This is a genomic window from Candidatus Dormiibacterota bacterium, assembly GCA_035544955.1.
Lineage (GTDB): Bacteria > Chloroflexota > Dormibacteria > CF-121 > CF-121 > CF-13.
Genome location: DASZZN010000029.1, coordinates 99,224 through 118,888, shown reverse-complemented (window position 1 = coordinate 118,888; position 19,665 = coordinate 99,224). Strand labels below are relative to the sequence as shown.

Here is a 19,665-nt window from a genome sequence, read left to right as displayed (position 1 = left end):
GCCGGGGAGGCTATTCGCGGGTTTGGCTAGAGCAGCCCCGGGAAGGTGGGCGCCACGCAGGCGCGACGCACAGGGATCGCAGCCACTTAGACCTCACCTCCCGATCGAAATTTGGAGGCCCCGAGTCTATCACGGCCCCTCGTCAGGAGAGAAGCAAGGGTGCAAGACGCCGAAGATCCGCGGTGGGAGCGCGGTTAACCGTCGGCATGAGGACGCTCAACGCGACGTGGTCGGCGCCGGCGTCGCGGTGCCGCCGCAGTTTGCGGGCGATTTCCTCGTCGTCGCCCCATGCGACCATCGCGTCGAAGAGCCGGTCGCTGCCGGGCGGGGTCAGCTCGTCGTCGGACCAGCCCAACCGAACCAGGTTGTTGCGGTAGTTGGGAAGCAGCAGGTAGGTGCGCATATAGATGTCACCCGTCGGTCGGGCCGCCTCGCGGGTTTTGGCGAAGACGACGGCCTGTTCGGGAGCCAGCAACGGGTCCGGCCCGAGGATTCCGCGCGCCTGGCCCGTGTGCTCGACCGGAACGAAATACGGATGCGCTCCGGCGGTTCGCTCACCCGCGAGCTGCAGCATTTTCGGTCCCAGGGCGCCCAGCACGATGGGTACGGGCGAATTTGGTTCTGGCGCTCGGTATGCGGCCTGCTCCATCTTGTCGAGATTGGCCCGCATCGCCGTCAAGGGCCGTTGGTAGTGATGGCCGCGATCGGTTACGAGCCCAGCGTGGCTGACCCCGATACCCAGCACGAATCGATTCGGCCAGGCTTCAGCCAGCGCCCGGGCGCCATTCATCATGGCGGTCGGGTCGCGCGCCCAAATGTTGGCGATGCCGGTCGCAACCTTGATTCGGCTGGTCGCCGCGAGGATGATGGCCGAGGCCGCAAAGGCCTCACGGGCGAAGGATTCGCCGACCCAGATGGCGCCGAAACCCATCTCTTCGACCTCGGCCACGGCGCGTCGTAGGTCAGGCGCCCGCAGGAACGCCATCGAGCCAAGCCAGGCGCCGGCGCGGCCGACGTCTACGCCCGCGCCGGTTGTCGTGTGTGCTCCTTGATGAAGGCCAGCACCTTGCGCCAAGCGTCTGCCGAGGCATCCTTGTGCTGTTCGAAGCTGCGGTCGAAGAACGAATGCGGCGCGCCCTCGTAGACCACCATCTGGTGAGGAACGCCGGCATCGGTGAGCTCTCGGTCGAACTGGGCGAAATCCTCCTGGGTGGTGGCCTGGTCGTTGCCGGCAAGGAGCAGCAAGAGTGGCGCGCGCATTTGCGGGATGGCATCGCGGGCACGGGACGGGATCCCGTAGAAGCCGATCGCACCCGCAAGTCCGGGCTGCGCCGCGGATTGTCGCCACGACTGGGCGCCGCCAAAACAAAAGCCGACCGTGAACACCGACTCGACCGAACCCCCGGCCTTCGAGCGCAAATAGTCGATGCCGGCGGCCACGTCGGCGGCGATCGTTTCGGGCTTCGTCTGGCCGATGTGGGCGCGATAGTCGAAATCGTCCCCTCGATCGGACATGCCGGCGGTCCGGCCGAGGTAATCGATAGCGACCGCATCGACGCCAGCCTGCGCGAAGCGGCGCACCAGGTCTTTGTAAAACGGGTGCACACCGCGCGGATCGGGGACGACGACGACGCCGGCCCCGGCGGGTGTCGCGGCTCGGGCCGCATAGGCGTTGAAGCGATTGCCATCGGCGGCGGTCAGCACCAGGTCGCCTTCGTCGGTTAAGCCACCCATGATCGGTGGGAGCGGAGGTCTGGCCTCGTCTGTGTAGCACATAGCGACCATTGTGCCGCCCCGGTGTGCTGCCGCGTCGTCATCGAACGTGAAGGGAAGCGCGGATCGGGCGCGTCATACCGCCCGTGCTGACCGCTCGGATCGCGGCGACGCTCGATCTGGTCTTTATTCCGGGACCGCGCTTGATCGCCTCCGTCACGGTCGTCGTCCTGATCGGCATCGTATTGGCGTTCCGGGAGGCCCTGCTCGACGGCGCCGGGTTCATCTGGGAGCTTATCGCCAGGGGGAAGGCGGCGAGCGCCCGGTCGGTGAGCCCACCCCTTGATGCGGTCGCGGCCGCCCTCGAGCAGATCCGCCAGCGCGACGCCTCGTTTACGAGGGACGGATTCCTCCAGCAGGCCAGCCAGACCATTGTCCAGGTACAGCGCGCCCGCACCGAGCTGACGCCCGAGCTGGTACGCGAACGCCTGACCGATGCGGCGTGGCTACAGCTGAGCCGTCAGGTCGGGCAGGCGGGTGTATGGCGAGAGCGTGTGGTTCCCACGACGGCCGTACGATCCGTTGAGGTCCTCAATGCGCGGTGCGAGCCGAACCAGGACGTCATCACCGTCCGCTCGGCATCGGTGGAGGACTCGGCGCGGAGCGCGGCCATCGAAGCGTCTCGACTGGTTCGAGAAACCATCGAGGACTGGACCTTTGGTCGCGTCCGGCCGACAGCCGCGGATGGATTGCCCCCAGGGACTGCGGGCCCATGGCTACTCAGCCAGACGCGTCAGGTCGCGGCGAACCTGGTGACCAAGTCTTCTGCGGCCTGAGACACGCTCTGGACCGGGCTCCCTGAGATCTGGACGAGGAGACCGGGCGCGCGTCGCGCCCGGTCCCTGGGGAGGGGAACGCCTTACTCGCCCCCGTCGAACTGGCAGCAGCTTTCGCTTGAGATTGTTGAGCATCATGTGTATTCACCTCCTGGTGCCTTTCCGGCTCCGTCGAGCCTCGGTTTTGAGCCTAGGGGCCTCGGCTGAACCCGCCATAAAACGAGAGTGCGAATTCGATTTATGATGGAAGGACTGATCAGTTCGCCTGGGGGGTAACAGGATGTCCACCGCCGTCAAGGCGCCGCCGACGACCACCGCCCGCGACAGCCAGTCGCCCGTGCTCGTCGCCATGGCCGACACCTTCATCGGAGGCATGGGTCATCCGGGTTCCCCCATCCGGGTCGCCGCCTCGATGGACGAGACCTTCCGCCGCCTCCCCTCTGAATCCGACCGGCGCCGGCTTCGCTTCATTGTCGGCGTCCTCGGCCGTCGGTCTGGCACGTTCCTTCTGACCGGGCGCCCGGTGCCGTTTCATCACTGGTCGCGAGAGCAGCGCGTTAGCGTCATGTCGGCCTGGTCGACCAGCCGGCTGGCCTTTCGCCGGCAGCTCTTTCAGGTCTTCAAGCGCCTCTCGCTGCTGGCCTTCCTTGGCGACACGGAAGACGACGGCACCAATCCGGTCTGGCCGGAGATCGGCTACCCGGGGCCGGTCTCGGCGCCGCCCGCAACGCCCAAGAGCATTCGGACGACCACGCTCGACGGCGACACGACACTCAACTGCGATGCGGTAGTGATCGGATCCGGTGCCGGGGGCGGCGTGGTGGCGGCGGAGCTCTCGGCGGCCGGGAAGGACGTGATCGTGTTGGAGGAGGGCGGCTACTACAACGAGGCCGATTTCAACCAGCTCGAACTCGACATGATGCGCAAGCTCTATTACCAGGGCGGGTTCGCCGCCACCTCGGACGCGGCGATCGCGCTGATCGCCGGCGGCTGCCTCGGCGGTGGCACCGTCGTCAATTACACGACGAGCTTCCGCAGTCCCGACTGGCTACGTGAGGAATGGGCGAATCACTATGGGCTCACCGCTTTTGCCACCGATGAGTACACGGCCTCGATGGACGCCGTGTTCGAGCGGCTCGGGGTCAACGCCGCGCACAACCGGGTCAGTGCGCGCGAGCGAGTGCTGGAACGCGGCATGCGGAAACTCGGCTGGCACGCTGCCTACATGCCGCGCAATGTCCAGGGGTGCACGCAGGATGCCAACTGCGGTTTCTGCGGCTACGGCTGCCAGAGCGGTGCCAAGCAATCGACGCTCAAGACCTATCTGCTCGACGCTTACCGGCGGAGGGCCCGCATCATCGTCAACTGCAAGGTCGACCGAGTTTTGATCGAAGACGGGCGGGCCGTCGGCGTGCGCGCAACGGTGCGCCAGCCCGAGATGCCGGCCTGGACCTTGATCGTGCGCAGTCGCGCCGTGGTCGCGGCCGCGGGCGCGATCGAGACCCCTGCCCTACTGCAGCGCTCCGGCGTGCGATCGCCCGCGATCGGGCGATGGCTCCGCCTCCATCCGGGCATCGCGGTCCTGGGTGTGTTCGACGAGACGCTGCGACCGTGGGAAGGCAGCCTCCAGGCGGTCTATTCGGATGAGTGGATCAACCTCGATGGTCGGTACCACGGCGTAAAGCTCGAGTCCGGTCCGATGCACCCCGCGATCCTGGCGCACGCGATTCCGTGGCGGGATCCGACCCAGTACCGCCGCCTGATGCGGTTGCTGCCCAACATGTCCGTGCTCGCGCCGCTGGTCCGCGACCACGGCGGTGGGCGCGTCACGGCGAAAGACGGAGCCGCCCGCGTCGATTATCGACTGGGGGCCAACGACCTGGCGGACATTCGACGCGGCATCCAGGCGGCCGTCCAGATCATGGAGGCCGGGGGCGCGCGGGAGATCTTTACGGGTCAGAGCGCCTATATCGCATTCAAGCCGGGCCAGCGTGGCGGCATCGAGGCGTTCATGAGCGAGGTCGACCGCGGCGGCTACGGCCCGGGCCAGATGGGCTACTTCAGCTTCCACCAGATGGGCTCCTGTCGGATGGGCACTGACCCGGCCACCTCCGTCGTCGGTCCCGATCACCAGGCGCACGTGGTCAAGGGCCTGTTCGTCGCCGATGGCAGCGCGTTCCCCAGTGCGTCGGGCGTCAACCCCATGATCACGATCATGGCGATGGCCCATCGCGCGTCCCGCTTTATCGCGGCCGCCTGCTAAGCCCGTTGCAAGTAGCGATGCAGCGAGCGCTTCCCTAGACTTTTACCGAGATGCAGGCGGCGGTCCAGACCAAGCGGAGTCCGTGGGTCATCCTGCTCGTGCTCTGCCTTGGCTTTTTCATGATCCTGCTCGATCTGACGATCGTGAATGTGGCGATCCCGAGCATCATCGACGGCCTGCACGCGGGCCTCGACGAGATCCTCTGGGTTCTGAACGCCTACATCCTGGCGTACGCCGTCCTGCTGATCACGGCCGGCCGGCTGGGCGACATGTTCGGGGCCAAGCGGCTCTTTCTCATCGGGCTCGCCGTCTTCACGTTCGCCTCGATCGCCTGCAGCCTGGCGCAGAGCCCTGCCCAGCTGATTATTGCCCGCGTGATCCAGGGCGTCGGCGGCGCGATCCTGACGCCGCAGACGCTGAGCATTCTCACCAACATCTTTCCTGCCGACAAGCGCGGCGCCGCGTTCGGCATCTGGGGCGCGGTCGCCGGGGTGGCGTCCGTGACGGGCCCGACGCTGGGCGGCTTCCTCGTGACGAACTTCAGCTGGCAAGCCGTATTCTGGGTCAACGTTCCGGTCGGCATCGTCGCCTTCGTCCTGGGCATCTGGTTGCTCCCCGGAATCCGCCTCGGCCGCGAGCAGAGCCTGGATCCGGTTGGCGTCCTACTGGCCAGCGGCTCGCTGTTCGCCGTCGTCTTTGGGCTAATCGAAGGGCAGCGTTACCACTGGGGGACCTTTACGGACGTTGCGTCGATCGATGCGGCCGGCGGCCACTGGGGCCTGTTCAGCATCCCGAGCCTTTTCATCGCCAGCGCGATCCTGCTGGTGCTCTTCGTGCTCTGGGACCGGGCGCAGGAGCAACCACTGGTGCCGCTGTCGCTCTTCAGCGACCGCAACTTCACCGTCGGCAACGGCCTGGCGGCCATTGTCATGTTCGGGATGATGGGGCTCTTCCTCCCCCTGACGATCTTTCTGCAGTCTGTCCTCGGCTTCAGCGCGCTCAAGGCCGGACTGACGCTCGCTCCCATGCCGCTGACCTCGATGGTGATGGCTCCCCTGTCGGGTCGCGCGACGGATCGCATCGGCGGCAAATACATCCTGATGTTCGGTCTGACGTGCTTTGCCGCGGGCATGGGCCTCGTGGTGTTGGTCTCGTCGCTCAACGCCGGACCGACAACCTTCACGTTGCCACTGATCCTCGCCGGCGTCGGTCTCGGCTGTACCTTCGCCCCGATGACAACCGTGACCATGCAGCGGGTGAATCCGCGGCTTGCCGGCGCCGCATCAGGCCTGCTCAACACCACGCGTCAGCTGGGGGGCGCGTTCGGCAGCGCAGTCGTTGGCGCGATCTTGCAAACCCGGCTCGCCAACGAACTGGTCAGCCAGGCACAGGCACAAGCCGGCAGCTTGCCTCCCGCGTTTCGACTGCCGTTCTTGCAGGGCTTTGCCAAAGCCGCCGGCGGGGTGCTGGAGGTGGGACGCGGCCAGTCCGGTGTGCCGCTCCCGGCCGGCATTCCGGCTGCCGAGGCCAATCAGGTCCAGCAGCTCGCCCATGAGGTCTTCGCCCAGGCCTTCATCAACGCCATGCGACCATCGCTCGCCGTGCCGATCGGCGTATTGCTCTTCGGCGCAGTGCTGACGAGCGCCATCATCGGCCGTCGCACCCCATCCGCCCAGCGGGCCCCCGCGCCCGCCCCCGCTCCGGGCTAGATCCATGCCCACGCAGTGGTTGCCCCTGTTCCCCTTGAACGTCGTGCTGTTCCCGCACATGGCGCTGCCGCTCCACGTTTTCGAGCCGCGCTACCGGCAGATGATCGGGGATTGCCTCGAAGAAGGGCATAGCTTCGGCGTGGTGGCGATCCGCGAGGGGAGTGAGACCGGCCCTGCAGCGCCGTATGACGTGGGCACCCTGGCAAAGATCGTGCGCATCGATCGCCTGGATGACGGCCGCATGAACCTGCTCGTCACGGGAGCGTCGCGCTTCGAGATCGTGCAGACCGCGAACGATCGCCCCTACCTGCGCGGCCAGATCCGCATCATTCCGGAGGCGGGCGACGACCTGGACGCGTGCGTCCGACTCACCGAGACAACCGCCGTCACATTTCGCGAGTATTCGAACCTATTGCGTGAGCTCGTCGGCCGCCAGCCCGACGACGCCGAACCACCGACGGAGCCGGAGCTCCTTTCCTACCTGATCGCGGCGGCGCTCAACCTGCTGGTACCGGAGAAGCAATCACTGCTGGCCGAGGCGAGAACCGATAACCGCCTGTTGCTCGAGCAGCGATTCCTCAGGAAGGAGATCGTGTGGCTCAAGCAGATGGTCGCGCACGCCGGAACCGCCGCTACCATGCGGAGCTCCCTGAACTAGGCGTTTCCCACCCCTGCTCAGCGAGTCCGCCATGGCGCCCACGGAGGCCCCAGTACTGGCGAGCGGTCTTTGAGGATGTCCTCCATGCGCTGGCGAACACCAGGAAGAGCCTCGCGATGCGGGAGAACGTAGAAGCGTTGCTTGTGGATCGCATCGACGACCGTAGCGGCCATGTCGGCTGGCGGGCTCCCGGCCGCAACCAGGCTTCTGACGTACTCGATGGCGGCGGTTGCCTGCGGGGTCCGCTCGGGTTCGGTGGCGGGGTACTCGGCTGGACGGTTGCGTTTTGACTCGCTGATGTTTGTCTGCACCCAGGCTGGGCATAAGACCGAAACACCCACGTTAGCGTGACGTATCTGGAGCGACACCTGAAGGGACTCCGAGAGTGCCACGACGGCGTGCTTCGAAACGCTGTAGACACCCATCGAGCCTGGCGCAGACGTGTTCAGGCCGGCCATCGAGGCCGTGTTGACCACGTGTCCTTCCTCTTGTTCCAGGAGAATCGGAATGAAGGCGCGCATGCCATTGATGGCGCCCCAGAGGTTGACACCCAATACCCATTCCCAATCCGCGCGTGTCATTTCCCAGAACGCCGCGCCTGACGTGGCGCCGACCCCGGCGTTGTTGCAGACCACATGGACGCCGCCGAACGCTTCCCGCGCCTGTTGAGCAAGCCGGTCCACCTGATCAGCCTTGGCCACATCGGTGGGGACCGCCAGCATCTCCGCTCCGGCGGAGCGCAGGGAGGTCTCGGCCCGGCGCAGCGGTTCGACCTCCACATCCGCAAGGACAACCTTCATCCCTTCCGCGGCGAACCGTTCGGCAAGAGCGAGGCCGATACCGCTTGCGGCCCCCGTGACGACCGCGACCCGACCTTTCAAGGATTTCATCGGATTCCCTCCCCGGCCTTGACGCCGACCCCTTCAGATTAGAGTGCGGCGGCGGAGCGCGCCCGCCTTAGCTCGTATGCAGGTCGACGACGAGCCGCCACGCATACCCACCGGTCGCCGGTAGGGTGAAGGCCGTCACACGCACGGGCCGTGCTAGGTCGATCGTGATCGTTCCGTCCGGCCCTTGCTGGACGCCGGGCTCGACCGCCGTCACGTGGTAGCTGCTGATGCCGTTGACCGGCGCGCCGGCGACATTCGTCTCTTTGAACGTGACCACCACATGCAGGTCATCGGGCCGGGTGATGATCATCGTCGGTAACCCACTCCCATGCATATCGAAGACCAAGCGTGTGTAGCCGGCCACGGCGGTCCCCGGACGGATGCGGAACATCGTGCCGCCGGTGACCCCGTTCCCCAGGGTGAAAAGCACGGGACCGGTCGAAGCCGAGACGGAGGCGGAGGCGGAGGCGGCTGGACTTGCGCTCGGTGAAATGGACGCCCGAACACTCGGGGAGGAGTGAAGGGATGCCGCCACCGTCGCTGCGGTCGAACTGACTTTGTGCGAGCTCTTGAACAAGCCGCCTTCGTAGAGCACCGCGGCGAGCAGGACGCACGCCGCCGCGCCAAGGCCGACCGCGATCCGCATCGCGGTATCCGGCTTTCGGGGTGGCGCCGCCGGCGCCGCCTCGCTCTCGTCATCGATGCCCATTGGCGGCTCTTGCGAAAAGACGACGTTGCTCGTCATCGGGACCGGTGCCGGGGATGCCTCGACGGCCGGCGCAAGCTGGGGCTCCGGCTCGCGACCCCAGTCGGTGAACTCGACTTGCCGATGCGAATCGACCGGGACTTCGCGCAGGGCCCCGGAGAAGATCTCCGGGCGGGCGGGCTGGGCGGGCTCGGGTTCAGGGGCTTGGTCCAGCGGCGCGACCTCGAACGATGCCAGCGGGGCAACAGGCTCCACGGGCTTCTCCGGCTGGGCGGGTTCGACCGTCTCGATCTCCTCGGGACGCGCCGCCATCATCGGATAGAGCGGCTCGGGCACGGGGGACAGTGGCATGGGATGGTCCTGCAAGGGCTCATCCCGGAAGATCTCTCGCTCCAGCTCGGTCAAGAGATCCGGGATGCTTGTGACCTCGGGCCGCCCCGGTTGTGGCAAGTCCTGGGGGATGGGAACGGACGACATCGGCTGCGGCGGTGCGACTTCGAACGATCGCGTGCCACCCTGACTGCGCAGGCGGTCCGGGATCGATAGGGCGAAGGCCTGGTCCATTGCCGCCGAGCCGACGGTCGCACTCGGCAGCCGGCCGACGCGCAACAGCATCTCGCGGAAATCCTCGACGCGCTCGCGGCAAGCCTCGCAGCGGCGCAGGTGGTCCCGCGCCCATTCGAGATCTTTCCCATCGAGGCGATCGTCGAGCACCGCGCTTGGCGATATGCGGGTGCAGCGATTTCGCTCAAAACTTGATGTAGTCATAGATCTCTCCCAGCTCCGCGCGGCTGCGGTCGAGTGTGTGTACCAGCTTGCGCGGCGCCACGTCGACCACGTCGGCGAGCTCGTCGTACGAGAGTTTCACGAAGTCGCGCAGCAGGATCATCGCGCGCGCGTCGAAGGGGAGCGCGGTCAGTGCCCGTTGCACCGTGTCGCGCCGCAACGCCCGGCGCGCCTCCGGTTGAGGAAAGTCCTGCAGGCTCACCTGGGTGCTTCGCTGCCGCCGGAACCAGCGGCGCGGCTTCAGCACCGAACGGCTGAGCTCGGTCGCGGCACGAAACACCGCGGCCCGCTTAAGTCCCTCGTCACCCTGATGCTGGCGCAGGCCGTCGGCAACCTGGCGAAACGCGGCGCAGGTGATGGCGGCGGCGCCGTCGATGTCATCGACGAGCCGGGCCACGTAGTTCAAGACGAGGGGGAAGTCCGAATAGAACTCGCGTTCTACGGACGCCGCCCGAGCGCTGAAAGCTGGCGCTTCGACGTGTACCTGATCCATTACTGGGACGGAGAGCGGATGCCTGCAGTCTAGTCAGGCCGCACCAATTCGTCAACTCGAAGTGAAATCATGGGCCGACGTCAACTCGGGGAGCGACCAGCTCGACGATGTCACCGATCGCGTAGAGCGCCGCCAGCGCCTCCTGATCCGCCCCAAAGAGCGCGGCCGGCATGCCGATATCGGCGACGAAGATTCGGCCGCCGCCGGATGCGCTCGCCAGTCCTGCCTTGGGTGCTGCCAGTGTCAGCGTGGCCGTGGCCCGCACGGCCGCCTCCGCCCCCGCGCCGGTATCCGCATCCATTCCCGAGGGCACGTCGATGGCCACGATCGGGCGGTCCGTTGCATTCATGGCCTCGATGATCGCGGGGGCCGGGTCGCGAAGCGGCAGATGGATGCCCGTGCCGAAGAGACCATCGATCAGGACATCGGCAGATGGATCGATGCCCTGGGGGGCGTCAACGATGAGGATGCCCAGGCGTCGCGCGGTCAGGGCGTGACGGGCTGCGAGGCTCGTTGGGTTGCGCGAGGGAACGATCGATGCGCTGACGACCGCCCCGCGCTGACGCAGGAAGCGGGCCGCGACCAACGCATCGCCGCCGTTATTGCCCGACCCACCGACCACAACCACGCGCTTGTTGCGGATGCCGTCCATGAAGGCGTCGACGAACCTCGCGATCTGCCAGCCGGCGACTTCCATCAGCTGGAGTGGCCCGATGCCGAGCGTCGTCAGGGCCTCCGTGTCGGCCTGGCGCAGCGCGATCGAGGAAATCGTGCGTACCTGATCCCAGCGGACCACTGGCCAGGTCACGTGACGAGCAGCGTTTCGCCCGGTGCGACGTGCAGACGCGCGGCGGCCGATCCCTCACGTAACGCAAACTCGATGCGGCCACTGCTACCGACCAGGGCCACGAGCTCGTTGGGCTGCGCATCCTCATAGGTTTCGACGGTCCGGACGCGCGTCCCGTTGGCCGCCTTGATGCGCGCCAGCGCGCGGATCGGCAGATTGCTGATCACGTTGCCGAAGCGGTCGCAATGCAACGCTTGCGCCCGCCAGGCCTCACCCACCTTGGACGCCCATGCGTCCGGCAGGCGCACCGGCTCCGCCCGCCGCGGCCGGCCGACCTCGGCGAGCGCGGCACCGGCGGCCAGCCTCGCCGCCACCGGAGCGAAGACGTCGCGTCCATGAAAGGTCGGTGCGGCTTCGGGGGGTGTGGCCAGCTCGACGGTCTCGCTGATCGGATCGTTGAGAAACGTGAAGAGCCCGTTATCGGGCCCGACGAAGTAGTGCTCGGCCGCTTTGAACGCGATTGCGCTCCGTTCGGTGCCAACGCCGGGATCGACCACCGCGACGTGAACCGTCCCTGGTGGAAAGCTCCGCCAGGCGCTATCGAGGAGGAAGGCGCCCTGCAGGACCGCGAAGGGCCGCACGCCGTGGGTGACGTCGACCAGCGCGGCCTTCGCGTACGCAGAAAGGATGGCGCCCTTCATGGCGCCGACGTAGGCGTCCTCCAGCCCGAAGTCGGTCAGCAGCGTCACAATGCCGCTCGGCTTCATGCCGCCATGCTATCGGCTCGCGGCTGCCGGTAACTGAGCCTGGACAAAGAAAAGGAGCCGCCCGACGGGCCGGCTCCTTTTCAGCCTTTACGGTTTAGTAATCGGGCATCGAGGGCGCGGGTGCGGACTGCTTCTTCTCCGGAATGTCGGAGACAAGCGCCTCGGTGGTCAGCAGCATCGCGGCAATACTCGCCGCGTTCTGCAGCGCGGAACGGGTGACCTTGGTCGGGTCGATGATTCCGGCCTTCACCATGTCGGTGTACTCGCCCTTGTTGGCATCGAAGCCCTGGCCCTTCGGCAGGTTCCTGACCTTCTCTACCACCACGGAGCCTTCCCAGCCGGCGTTGTTGACGATCTGGCGCAGCGGCTCCTCGAGCGCGCGGCGGACCAGCGCAACACCAGTCGCCTCATCGCCCTCGAGCTTGAGGTTGTCGAGTGACTTCTGGGCGTGTACCAGGACGGCGCCACCGCCGGGCACGATGCCCTCCTCGACCGCGGCGCGGGTGGCAGACACAGCGTCCTCCATCCGGTGCTTCTTCTCCTTGAGCTCGGTCTCGGTCGCGGCGCCAACCTTGATGACGGCGACACCACCGGCCAGCTTGGCCAGGCGCTCCTGGAGCTTCTCCTTGTCCCAGTCGGAGGTCGTCTTCTCGATCTCGGCCTTGATCTGGTTGATGCGTCCCTTGATCGTGTCAGGCTTTCCGGCACCTTCGACGATCGTCGTGTCATCTTTGGTGATCGTCACGCGCCGAGCCTTGCCCAGCTGGTTGAGCTGCACCGAATCGAGCTTGAGCCCGAGCTCCTCCGAGATCACCTGGCCGCCCGTGAGGATGGCGAGATCTTCCAGCATGGCCTTGCGGCGGTCACCGAAGCCCGGCGCCTTGACGGCGACGGCGGTGAACGTGCCGCGCAGCTTGTTGACGATCAGGGTGGCCTGCGCCTCGCCCTCGACGTCCTCGGCGATGATCAGCAGCGGCTTGCCGCTCTGCACGACCTTCTCGAGGACGGGCAGCAGATCGGCGATCGCCGAGATCTTCTTGTCGGTGATCAGGATGTAGGGATCCTCGAGGACCGCTTCCATCCGCGTCGCATCGGTGACCATGTAGGGCGAGATGTAGCCCTTGTCGAACTGCATCCCGTCGACGAGCTTGAGCTCGTCCTCGATCCCACGGGATTCCTCGACGGTGATGACGCCGTCTTTCCCGACCTTCTCCATCGCGTTGGCGACCATGTCGCCAATCTTCGGGTCGCCCGACGAAATCGTCGCCACCTGGGCGATCTTCTCGCGATCGGAGATCTGGACCGACTGCTCCTTGATGGCCTTAACGACTTCGTCGACGGCCTTCTGGATGCCGATTTTCAGGAGCATCGGGTTGGCGCCGGCGGTAACGTTGCGCAACCCCTCGCCGATAATCGCCGCGGCCAGCACCACCGAGGTGGTCGTGCCGTCACCGGCGACGTCGTTCGTCTTGCTCGCGACTTCCTTGACGAGCTGCGCGCCCATGTTCTCGAAGGCGTCCTCCAGCTCGATCTCCTTCGCAATCGTGACGCCGTCGTTCGTGATCGTCGGGGAACCGAATTTCTTGTCGAGTACGACGTTCCGGCCCTTGGGGCCGATGGTAATTCGAACGGCGTCCGCGACCTTGTCAACGCCGCGCTTCAGGGCCGAACGGGCCTCGGCGTCGTATGCCAGTTGTTTCGCCATTGATCGTCCTCCTTCCTGCTAATGATGAGTGAGCAAACAGCCAGTATTTACGAGGCGGTAAGCTCCACGATTTTAGCACTCCTAGGCGGCGAGTGCTAGCGCTCGACCGCCTCGAGCGCCAGCCGGAGAGGGCCTCGGTAGAATGAGGCGTCGCCTCGGCGGCTCCTCCCCATGAGAATTCCTGGTTCCAAACCCGCCCCCCGGCGCGTCGGCCGGGCGATGGCCTGGGGCGTCGCCATCGGTGTGGGGGCTGTCGTGCTCCGGGAGCTGGTTCGGCCCCGGGAGCAGCCGGCTCGCCTGATCGACTGGGCGCGGGTGGAGGAGATCGCGCTGGCCCGATGCGGCGAGCCGAAAGACGTCCCGGCCGATGCGGCCACGGACCAGACCTATCAGCAGATTGCCGCGCAGCTGGAGCCCCAGCTCGGGCAGGCCCTGGGGCCCGGTACGGCCGCCGCCGGCAGCCGGGTCTATCCGGGATTGGCCGCGGTCGGCCGCCGGCAGTGGGTGCGCTTCAACATCCGGATCTTCCGGCAGATGTTCGAGCCGCTCGAGGGACTGCAGCAGCTGATCCCCGGGTCGCTGATCCTGAGCTTCGGCCAGAAGGGCCTGACCCGGTACCTCGGCCTGATGCTGGGGCTTCTGGCCCGCCGGGTCCTGGGCCAGTACGATCCGGCGCTGCTGGGCAGGGAGCCGGTGGAGACCACCTCGCTGATCCTGGTGGAACCGAATGTCCAGGCCTGGGCCCAGAAAGACCGGCTGCCGATCGACGAGCTTCGACGCTGGCTCGCCATGCACGAGATGACGCATGCCTGGGAGTTCAAGGCCCACCCATGGCTCCAGGCGTACCTCGAGGGACTGCTCAAGGAGGTGCTGGTCGGGAGGCTGGGCGATGGGCACCGGCCGACCCGCCTGGAGTTGATCCGGACCCTGACTGTCGGGGTCGGACAGCAGTGGAAAGCGATCTCCAAGCTCCAGGCGGTGATGAGCCTGCTCGAGGGCTACAGCAACCTGGTGATGAATGAGGTCGGGCGCCGCGAGCTGCCGCATTTTGCTCTGCTGGAAGGCGCCTACCGCCGGCGCCAGGAGCAGCGGACGCCGCTCGAGCGCGCCTTCCTTCGCCTGACGGGGCTGGAGATGAAGATGCGTCAGTACGTCATCGGCGAGAAATTCTGTCGCGAGGTCCGCGATGCGGGTGGGCACGAGCTGCTGGCCCGCGTCTGGGAGGGACCGCAGTGGCTGCCGACGATGGCCGAGATCCAGCGGCCCCAGCTGTACATCGACCGCGCCAGGGTGCGATGAGAATCGCCGCCGCGCTGGCGGTGGCCGTTGTGCTCGGCGCCTGTGCGGGGGAGGTGGCACCCGGTGGTCCCTCGCCAACCAGCTCGTCCCTACAGGCCCAAGTCGCCGCTTCGGAGCTGGTCGTCGGTACACAGCAGCGCGTCCCGATTGGCATTCTCGACCACAACACGCCAGTCGGCGACGCCACCGTGCACGTCAGCGCCTTCTTGCTGCAGGGGACCACTCGCGTCGCTAAGGGTGAGTCCGACGCGCCCTTCAAGGGCGACGGTTTGCAGGGCGGCGGCCTCTACGTGGCGCACCTGACCTTCGATAAAGCCGGCGACTGGGGCGTCGAAGTCACGGCCTCCCGGCCCAATGGCGCGCATCTGAGCGTGCAGCTTCCGATGAATGTTTTGCCGTTGCCCGTGGTGCCTGGGGTGGGCCAGCCGGCGCCGCTGACGCGCAATCCAACCGCCAGGGATGTCGCCGACGTGGAGACCATCGACTCCGGCCGGCCACCGGACGACATGCACCAGCTCTCGATCGCCGATGCGATCCAGCAGCACCGGCCGGCGCTTGTCGTGTTCGCCACCCCGGCGTTCTGCACCAGCAACACTTGCGGACCTGAGGTCAAAGTGGTCCAGGGTCTCGAACCGGCCTACCGAGACCGGCTTGCCTTCATCCATGTCGAGATCTACAGAGACTTCAAGCCGGATCCTTCCAAGAAGCAGCTGGCACAGGCAGTCATCGACTGGCGTCTACAGACCGAGCCGTGGGTCTTCTTGATCGATTCCAAGGGCGTCATCCAGTCTCGCTTCGAGGGCGCGACGGCGAGCGATGAGCTGAAAACCGCGATCGACCAGCTGCTCCATTAGCAGGTTCCGCCTTTACATTTCCTTACGCCGCCGTCGGCGGTCTGTTGCCTTCGCGGCATTCGATCGGTGATACGGTCGCGGCGACATGGCAGACATGATGTTCGACCTCGTGTGCCACGAGTGCGGGCGCCGGGACCAACGGCGCTGGGAAACTCGAAAGAGCGTGACCGCGACCTTCTGTCCGTCGTGCAAGCACGGCATGTCCGTGGTGGGCATCGCCTTCTTCGAGCCAGAGAAAGCCGCCGCCTAACGTCGCCAAGCTGGCGCGTTGGGCCGGATCAGTCCACGTCCGCGAGCAGCTGACCTTCCTGGACCGTCTGGCCCTCTTTCACGTGGATCTTGGTTACCCGTCCGGCGACGGGGGTGTTCACCGGGATCTCCATCTTCATCGACTCCAGGATCATCAGCGTCTCGTCGGCCCCCACCTGCTGCCCTTCGCGGACCACGATCTTCCAGAGGTTGCCGGCCAGCTCGGCCTTCAATTGCATAGCCGCCAAGATACCGGGATTAGGCGGCCGCCGGTGGTTGAGCTCTCGACGTGAGGGCATCGCGCAGCGCCTCGAAGGTTTTGTGTGTCTTGGCGCCTCGCTGACCGGACCAGAAGAAAACCCCGGGGTCGAATCCGGCCAGCTCCTGTTCCGCCGATTCCGTCGCGTAGGTGAACACGATGGCCTCTGCTTTCGCCCTCAGGGCCATGGGCTCCTTCTCCCGATAGGCGATGGCCTGGATTCGCGCCCGAGGGATGGTGAACACTTGCTGTCCGTCCGTGATGAGCAGGCGCGCTTCCGTGACCACAACAGACGCGTCCGCCATTTCCGGAATCGCGCGGCCGAAGAAGAGACGAGTGCGATAGAGCAGATGTTCATTCGGGGCAAGAAAATCCGGCGACGCGATCAGTGCTTCGGCGTCGCGCGGGGACGTCAGGCGGATCAGCTGTGGCCAGACGGCGTCGTCGGGGCCCGCACTCGCCGCCTTGAGCCAGACGGTTTCGACGGGCCCCTGAGTCTGCGCGGCGATAGCGTTGGAGCTGGATCCGACGGGTCGCGCCGGAGCTGGGTGACGCCACATCCTCTGCGCCTTAAAGACGGAGCCGGCGCCCAGCAGCATCAGGCCCAAGCCAACCGGCACACGCCAGGCACCGGTGGAAAAGCCCAGAACCAGACCACCGGTCAGTGCCGCGGTATACGCTCCCGCGGCCAGCAGCGTGACTGAGGTGACGGTTGACGGGCTCTTCTTTTGTTTGCTGCCGAGTAATTGGACAAGACTGGCCGTAGCGGCTAGGCCCGTAAATGCCAGGAATTTCGCAAGCGCAATTGTCGTCGACCGGCTGAGCGCGAGGATGGTCTCAAGCCCGTGCATCTGCAGACTCGACTAAGGTGACGCCGACGCAGCGATAACCTTGCAAATTGGCCCGTCCGATGGCGGCCGCCTAGATCTTTTGCAACTCGGGTAATATGTCGACGATTTGCGCAAGAAACGTAGCTACCCTAAGAAACGCGGCGGCCCCACCACGCTGCGCCCCGGCATTGACACGCTGGAGGTCAAGGAAACCCCGGCCGACAAAGAAGAAACCATTGAGATGGACGCCGAGGTGGTCGAGCCGCTGCCCAACGCGATGTTCAAGGTGAAGCTCCAGACCGGACAGACCATTCTCGCCTATACCTCGGGGAAGATGCGGAAGTTCTACATCCGAATCTTGATCGGCGACCGGGTCCGGGTTGAGCTGTCCCCCTACGACCTGACGCGCGGGCGGATTACCTTCCGCTACAAGTAGCCGCCACCCGGCCCTCCCCCGGAGGGGGAGGAGAATATCGCTACCGATGGCCTGGCTTTACCTCGTGATTCTGTTGGTGCTGGCCGCCACCCTCGTGGTGGCCTACCGGGTGCTCGGAACCCCGTCGCGCCTCGTACCGCGCGACTACGATCTCGTCCTTGCCGATATCGAGAGCAGCGTCGCGCGAGCCGCCAATCGGCTCCGCCGGGCGCTCGACGCTGGACCCGAAAGGCCGTTAGAAGACGAGGCGACCGCGGCTCGCAAGATCTTCCAGACCGGGTACTACCAGACGCTGCGGCTACGCCCCTCGAGCGGACCGGATCTGTCGGCTGATGCGCGCGCCGCGCTCGGCCGCGCGTGTGAGGCCTACGAGTGGGCCAGCCGGATGATCGGAAGCGAGAGCGTCCACAACCCCCTGGTGCTGGACGCGGCTCGGCGCCTGATGGACGCGGGGGACGCGGCCCTCACGCAGGTCGCGCGCGAGCTGCCGCCGCTGCCGGATGCACCTCGCGGAAATACTGCACCGTAGCGTCCAGGCCGGCTGGGAGGCTCGTCTTCGACTTCCAGCCCAGCGCCTTCTCGATTTTCCGAGCGTCGACCACTGAGCGCCGCTGCTCGCCTGGCATGGGAGGGCCGTGCTCCTCCTGCTGGTTGCTACTGGTAAGACGTTTCAACAACTGGAAGATGGTCGAGATGTCCGTCTCGATCCCCGTGCCTACGTTGAATGACCCCGCCGCGTCCGAGACGAGCGCGCGAGAATTCGCCTCCGCGACGTCGCCCACGTACACGAAATCGCGGGTCTGCTTGCCGTCGCCGTTGATGCGGGCCTTCTCTCCACTGAGCAGCCGCTGGGCGAAGATGGCGACGACCCCCGCTTCGCCATGTGGATCCTGTCGCGGCCCGTAGACGTTGGCATAGCGGAGCGCGGCGTACGAGAGCCCATGCATGGCGTGAAAGGTCCGCAGGTAGACCTCAGCAGCTAGCTTGGATGCGCCATAGGGTGACACGGGCAGCGTGGGATAGTCCTCGGGGGTGGGCGTGACGTCGGCATCGCCGTAGAGAGCACCGCCGGTGGACGCGAAGAGGAAGCGGCGGACCCCATGATGCGCGCTGGCCTGGAGGAGCGCCGCGGTCCCCAGCACGTTGACGCTGGCGTCGAAGACCGGGTCCTCGACGGAGCGGCGAACGCTGGCCTGCGCGGCCTGGTGGACGACGGCTTCCGGCCGCTCGATGCGGAACAATTCGTCGATCCAGGGCGAGTGCAGGTCCATCTGGTAGAAGCGTGCGTTCGGTTGCAGATGCTCTACGTGCCCGGTCGACAGGTCGTCGAGGATGACCACGTCGTGGCCATCCGCGACCAGTCGGTCGGCGACATGCGAGCCGATGAAGCCCGCGCCTCCGGTGACGAGGACCTTCAACGCCGGTGACTCAGGAGGAAGACGACCAACCCGACGACGATCAGGCTCCAGTAGCTGATCAGGCGGTCGAGGATCGCGACGGAGAGCGCCTGCGAGGCGGTCAGACCAAAGAACACCAGCACGGCGATGATGCCCCCTTCCACCAGCACGAGTCCCCCGGGCAACGCGGGGATGGTGGTGAGGAGGGACGCAACCAGGGCGATGAACATGATCTGCGCCAGGCTGAGGGAGATGTGCAGCGGCAGCGCCTGGACGACGAGGAAGAGGCGGGCGGACTCGGCAGTCCAGACGAGCACGGTAAGGCCGAGGAGGAGAGGGAGCCGCCCGGCAAACGCGCTCAACAGTCCGTGCTTGAACCGGGTGGCGCGCTCGCGAAGGCGCTCCGGAAGGAAACGCGACAACCGGCCCTCGCTGTAGCGGATCAGCAGCAGACCCACGATCAACCCGGCGGCGATGACGAGCCCGACGATGAAGGCGGGGACGAAGCGTTCGGGGACCGAGGCGCGAAAGCTGATCAGGCCGCTGACGATCAGCAGGCTCATCAGTACCAGGAAGTCGAGCGCGCGCTCGCTGAAGATCGTGCCCAGGCCCTTCGATCCGGAGACCTCGGTCTGCTGTCGCAGCAGGTAGGCGCGGTAGAAGTCGCCCATCTTGGCGGGGAGGACGCAGTTCGCGAACCAGGCAAGGATGATGATGTGAAACAGCTCGCCGAAGCGGTTGTTTTCCCCGGTGTTGCGCAGCAGGATTTCCCAGCGGACGGTACGGACGACGAAGGAGAAGTAGAAGGCGGCAAACGCCAGCGCGTAGAGGAGCAGGTTGGTCTGGCTGATCGCCCGCAGGCTCTCGCCGTAGTCCAGCTGGACATGGGTCAGGACGACGAAGAGGACGACAGCCAGGATCCCGAACGAGATCAGGGTGCGAGGATCGAGGAGCCGCTCGCGAAGCGCGGACCGCGGGGCCGCCGCCTGCGGCGGGACGGCCGCCGGTTCCATCTTGGGTTTCAACAT

Annotated in this window: 21 protein-coding genes; 9 read left to right on the top strand and 12 right to left on the bottom strand. The window is 66.2% G+C overall.

What is annotated here, in order from left to right:
• Positions 1–142 precede the first annotated feature (142 nt).
• Positions 143–1,075, bottom strand: a complete 933-nt coding sequence (locus VHK65_10100; protein HVS06501.1) for a TIGR03620 family F420-dependent LLM class oxidoreductase — start codon at positions 1,073–1,075, stop codon at positions 143–145.
• On the bottom strand, positions 1,018–1,734 hold the full coding sequence (locus VHK65_10095) for a dienelactone hydrolase family protein (GenBank protein ID HVS06500.1): 717 nt from the start codon (positions 1,732–1,734) through the stop codon (positions 1,018–1,020). Before VHK65_10095 ends, VHK65_10100 begins: the two co-directional genes overlap by 58 nt.
• A 125-nt stretch (positions 1,735–1,859) precedes the next feature.
• On the opposite strand from VHK65_10095, the gene VHK65_10090 reads away from it, so the two are divergent.
• From VHK65_10090 to VHK65_10075, 4 genes are all read left to right on the top strand, one after another.
• Positions 1,860–2,549 (top strand): TIM44-like domain-containing protein, encoded by a 690-nt coding sequence (locus VHK65_10090; GenBank protein ID HVS06499.1) that lies wholly within the window; start codon positions 1,860–1,862, stop codon positions 2,547–2,549.
• A gap of 280 nt (positions 2,550–2,829) precedes the next feature.
• Positions 2,830–4,812: a GMC family oxidoreductase gene (locus tag VHK65_10085; GenBank protein ID HVS06498.1), complete on the top strand. Its 1,983-nt coding sequence runs from the start codon at positions 2,830–2,832 to the stop codon at positions 4,810–4,812.
• A 50-nt stretch (positions 4,813–4,862) separates the two neighbouring features.
• On the top strand, positions 4,863–6,521 hold the full coding sequence (locus tag VHK65_10080; GenBank protein ID HVS06497.1) for a DHA2 family efflux MFS transporter permease subunit: 1,659 nt from the start codon (positions 4,863–4,865) through the stop codon (positions 6,519–6,521).
• A 4-nt stretch (positions 6,522–6,525) separates the two neighbouring features.
• A complete protein-coding gene (locus tag VHK65_10075; protein HVS06496.1) occupies positions 6,526–7,179 on the top strand; it encodes an LON peptidase substrate-binding domain-containing protein in 654 nt (217 codons plus the stop codon).
• A 17-nt stretch (positions 7,180–7,196) separates the two neighbouring features.
• On the opposite strand, the gene VHK65_10070 is transcribed toward VHK65_10075, so the two are convergent.
• The 6 genes from VHK65_10070 to groL all read right to left on the bottom strand — a co-directional run bounded on the left by VHK65_10070 (position 7,197) and on the right by groL (position 13,313).
• A complete protein-coding gene (locus tag VHK65_10070) occupies positions 7,197–8,069 on the bottom strand; it encodes an SDR family NAD(P)-dependent oxidoreductase (GenBank protein ID HVS06495.1) in 873 nt (290 codons plus the stop codon).
• A 67-nt stretch (positions 8,070–8,136) separates the two neighbouring features.
• A complete protein-coding gene (locus VHK65_10065; GenBank protein HVS06494.1) occupies positions 8,137–9,489 on the bottom strand; it encodes a hypothetical protein in 1,353 nt (450 codons plus the stop codon).
• Positions 9,490–9,523: 34 nt separating this feature from the next.
• A complete protein-coding gene (locus VHK65_10060) occupies positions 9,524–10,054 on the bottom strand; it encodes a sigma factor-like helix-turn-helix DNA-binding protein (protein HVS06493.1) in 531 nt (176 codons plus the stop codon).
• Positions 10,055–10,121: 67 nt separating this feature from the next.
• Entirely contained in the window at positions 10,122–10,862 is a 741-nt protein-coding gene (locus VHK65_10055) for an NAD(P)H-hydrate epimerase (protein HVS06492.1), read from the bottom strand.
• Positions 10,859–11,608 carry an SAM-dependent chlorinase/fluorinase gene (locus VHK65_10050; protein HVS06491.1) on the bottom strand — a complete coding sequence of 250 codons (750 nt, stop codon included), beginning with the start codon at positions 11,606–11,608 and terminating at the stop codon, positions 10,859–10,861. The genes VHK65_10055 and VHK65_10050 overlap by 4 nt, the downstream gene beginning before the upstream one ends.
• A 94-nt stretch (positions 11,609–11,702) precedes the next feature.
• Complete coding sequence (gene groL, locus VHK65_10045) at positions 11,703–13,313, bottom strand: chaperonin GroEL (GenBank protein HVS06490.1); 1,611 nt, start codon at positions 13,311–13,313, stop codon at positions 11,703–11,705.
• A 219-nt stretch (positions 13,314–13,532) separates the two neighbouring features.
• Here groL and VHK65_10040 point away from each other — a divergent pair, with 219 nt between their 5' ends.
• The 3 genes from VHK65_10040 to VHK65_10030 all read left to right on the top strand — a co-directional run bounded on the left by VHK65_10040 (position 13,533) and on the right by VHK65_10030 (position 15,716).
• Positions 13,533–14,612: a zinc-dependent metalloprotease gene (locus tag VHK65_10040; GenBank protein ID HVS06489.1), complete on the top strand. Its 1,080-nt coding sequence runs from the start codon at positions 13,533–13,535 to the stop codon at positions 14,610–14,612.
• Positions 14,609–15,466 (top strand): hypothetical protein, encoded by an 858-nt coding sequence (locus VHK65_10035; protein ID HVS06488.1) that lies wholly within the window; start codon positions 14,609–14,611, stop codon positions 15,464–15,466. Before VHK65_10040 ends, VHK65_10035 begins: the two co-directional genes overlap by 4 nt.
• 85 nt (positions 15,467–15,551) lie before the next feature.
• Positions 15,552–15,716, top strand: a complete 165-nt coding sequence (locus VHK65_10030; GenBank protein ID HVS06487.1) for a hypothetical protein — start codon at positions 15,552–15,554, stop codon at positions 15,714–15,716.
• Between the two features lie 28 nt (positions 15,717–15,744).
• On the opposite strand, the gene VHK65_10025 is transcribed toward VHK65_10030, so the two are convergent.
• On the bottom strand, positions 15,745–15,954 hold the full coding sequence (locus VHK65_10025) for a biotin/lipoyl-binding carrier protein (protein HVS06486.1): 210 nt from the start codon (positions 15,952–15,954) through the stop codon (positions 15,745–15,747).
• A 19-nt stretch (positions 15,955–15,973) separates the two neighbouring features.
• Positions 15,974–16,825, bottom strand: coding sequence for a hypothetical protein (locus VHK65_10020; protein ID HVS06485.1), 852 nt, complete (start codon positions 16,823–16,825; stop codon positions 15,974–15,976).
• A 175-nt stretch (positions 16,826–17,000) separates the two neighbouring features.
• On the opposite strand from VHK65_10020, the gene infA reads away from it, so the two are divergent.
• A complete protein-coding gene (infA, locus tag VHK65_10015; GenBank protein HVS06484.1) occupies positions 17,001–17,240 on the top strand; it encodes a translation initiation factor IF-1 in 240 nt (79 codons plus the stop codon).
• Between the two features lie 46 nt (positions 17,241–17,286).
• On the top strand, positions 17,287–17,769 hold the full coding sequence (locus tag VHK65_10010) for a hypothetical protein (protein HVS06483.1): 483 nt from the start codon (positions 17,287–17,289) through the stop codon (positions 17,767–17,769).
• Here VHK65_10010 and VHK65_10005 read toward each other — a convergent pair.
• Together VHK65_10005 and VHK65_10000 are read right to left on the bottom strand one after the other, a co-directional pair.
• Positions 17,705–18,658, bottom strand: a complete 954-nt coding sequence (locus tag VHK65_10005; protein ID HVS06482.1) for an NAD-dependent epimerase/dehydratase family protein — start codon at positions 18,656–18,658, stop codon at positions 17,705–17,707. The two genes, VHK65_10010 and VHK65_10005, sit on opposite strands and share 65 nt — an antisense overlap.
• On the bottom strand, positions 18,655–19,665 hold the full coding sequence (locus VHK65_10000) for a lysylphosphatidylglycerol synthase transmembrane domain-containing protein (GenBank protein HVS06481.1): 1,011 nt from the start codon (positions 19,663–19,665) through the stop codon (positions 18,655–18,657). The genes VHK65_10005 and VHK65_10000 overlap by 4 nt, the downstream gene beginning before the upstream one ends.

Coding starts and splice junctions, on each gene's coding strand:
- groL (HVS06490.1), bottom strand. CDS start 13,313: ATGGCGAAACAACTGGCATACGACGCCGAGGCCCGTTCGGCCCTGAAG.
- VHK65_10070 (HVS06495.1), bottom strand. CDS start 8,069: ATGAAATCCTTGAAAGGTCGGGTCGCGGTCGTCACGGGGGCCGCAAGC.
- VHK65_10010 (HVS06483.1), top strand. CDS start 17,287: ATGGCCTGGCTTTACCTCGTGATTCTGTTGGTGCTGGCCGCCACCCTC.
- VHK65_10035 (HVS06488.1), top strand. CDS start 14,609: ATGAGAATCGCCGCCGCGCTGGCGGTGGCCGTTGTGCTCGGCGCCTGT.
- VHK65_10030 (HVS06487.1), top strand. CDS start 15,552: ATGGCAGACATGATGTTCGACCTCGTGTGCCACGAGTGCGGGCGCCGG.
- VHK65_10050 (HVS06491.1), bottom strand. CDS start 11,608: ATGAAGCCGAGCGGCATTGTGACGCTGCTGACCGACTTCGGGCTGGAG.
- VHK65_10040 (HVS06489.1), top strand. CDS start 13,533: ATGGCCTGGGGCGTCGCCATCGGTGTGGGGGCTGTCGTGCTCCGGGAG.
- VHK65_10095 (HVS06500.1), bottom strand. CDS start 1,734: ATGGGTGGCTTAACCGACGAAGGCGACCTGGTGCTGACCGCCGCCGAT.
- VHK65_10075 (HVS06496.1), top strand. CDS start 6,526: ATGCCCACGCAGTGGTTGCCCCTGTTCCCCTTGAACGTCGTGCTGTTC.
- VHK65_10000 (HVS06481.1), bottom strand. CDS start 19,665: ATGTTGAAACCCAAGATGGAACCGGCGGCCGTCCCGCCGCAGGCGGCG.
- VHK65_10080 (HVS06497.1), top strand. CDS start 4,863: ATGCAGGCGGCGGTCCAGACCAAGCGGAGTCCGTGGGTCATCCTGCTC.
- VHK65_10025 (HVS06486.1), bottom strand. CDS start 15,954: ATGCAATTGAAGGCCGAGCTGGCCGGCAACCTCTGGAAGATCGTGGTC.
- VHK65_10020 (HVS06485.1), bottom strand. CDS start 16,825: ATGCACGGGCTTGAGACCATCCTCGCGCTCAGCCGGTCGACGACAATT.
- VHK65_10060 (HVS06493.1), bottom strand. CDS start 10,054: ATGGATCAGGTACACGTCGAAGCGCCAGCTTTCAGCGCTCGGGCGGCG.
- VHK65_10085 (HVS06498.1), top strand. CDS start 2,830: ATGTCCACCGCCGTCAAGGCGCCGCCGACGACCACCGCCCGCGACAGC.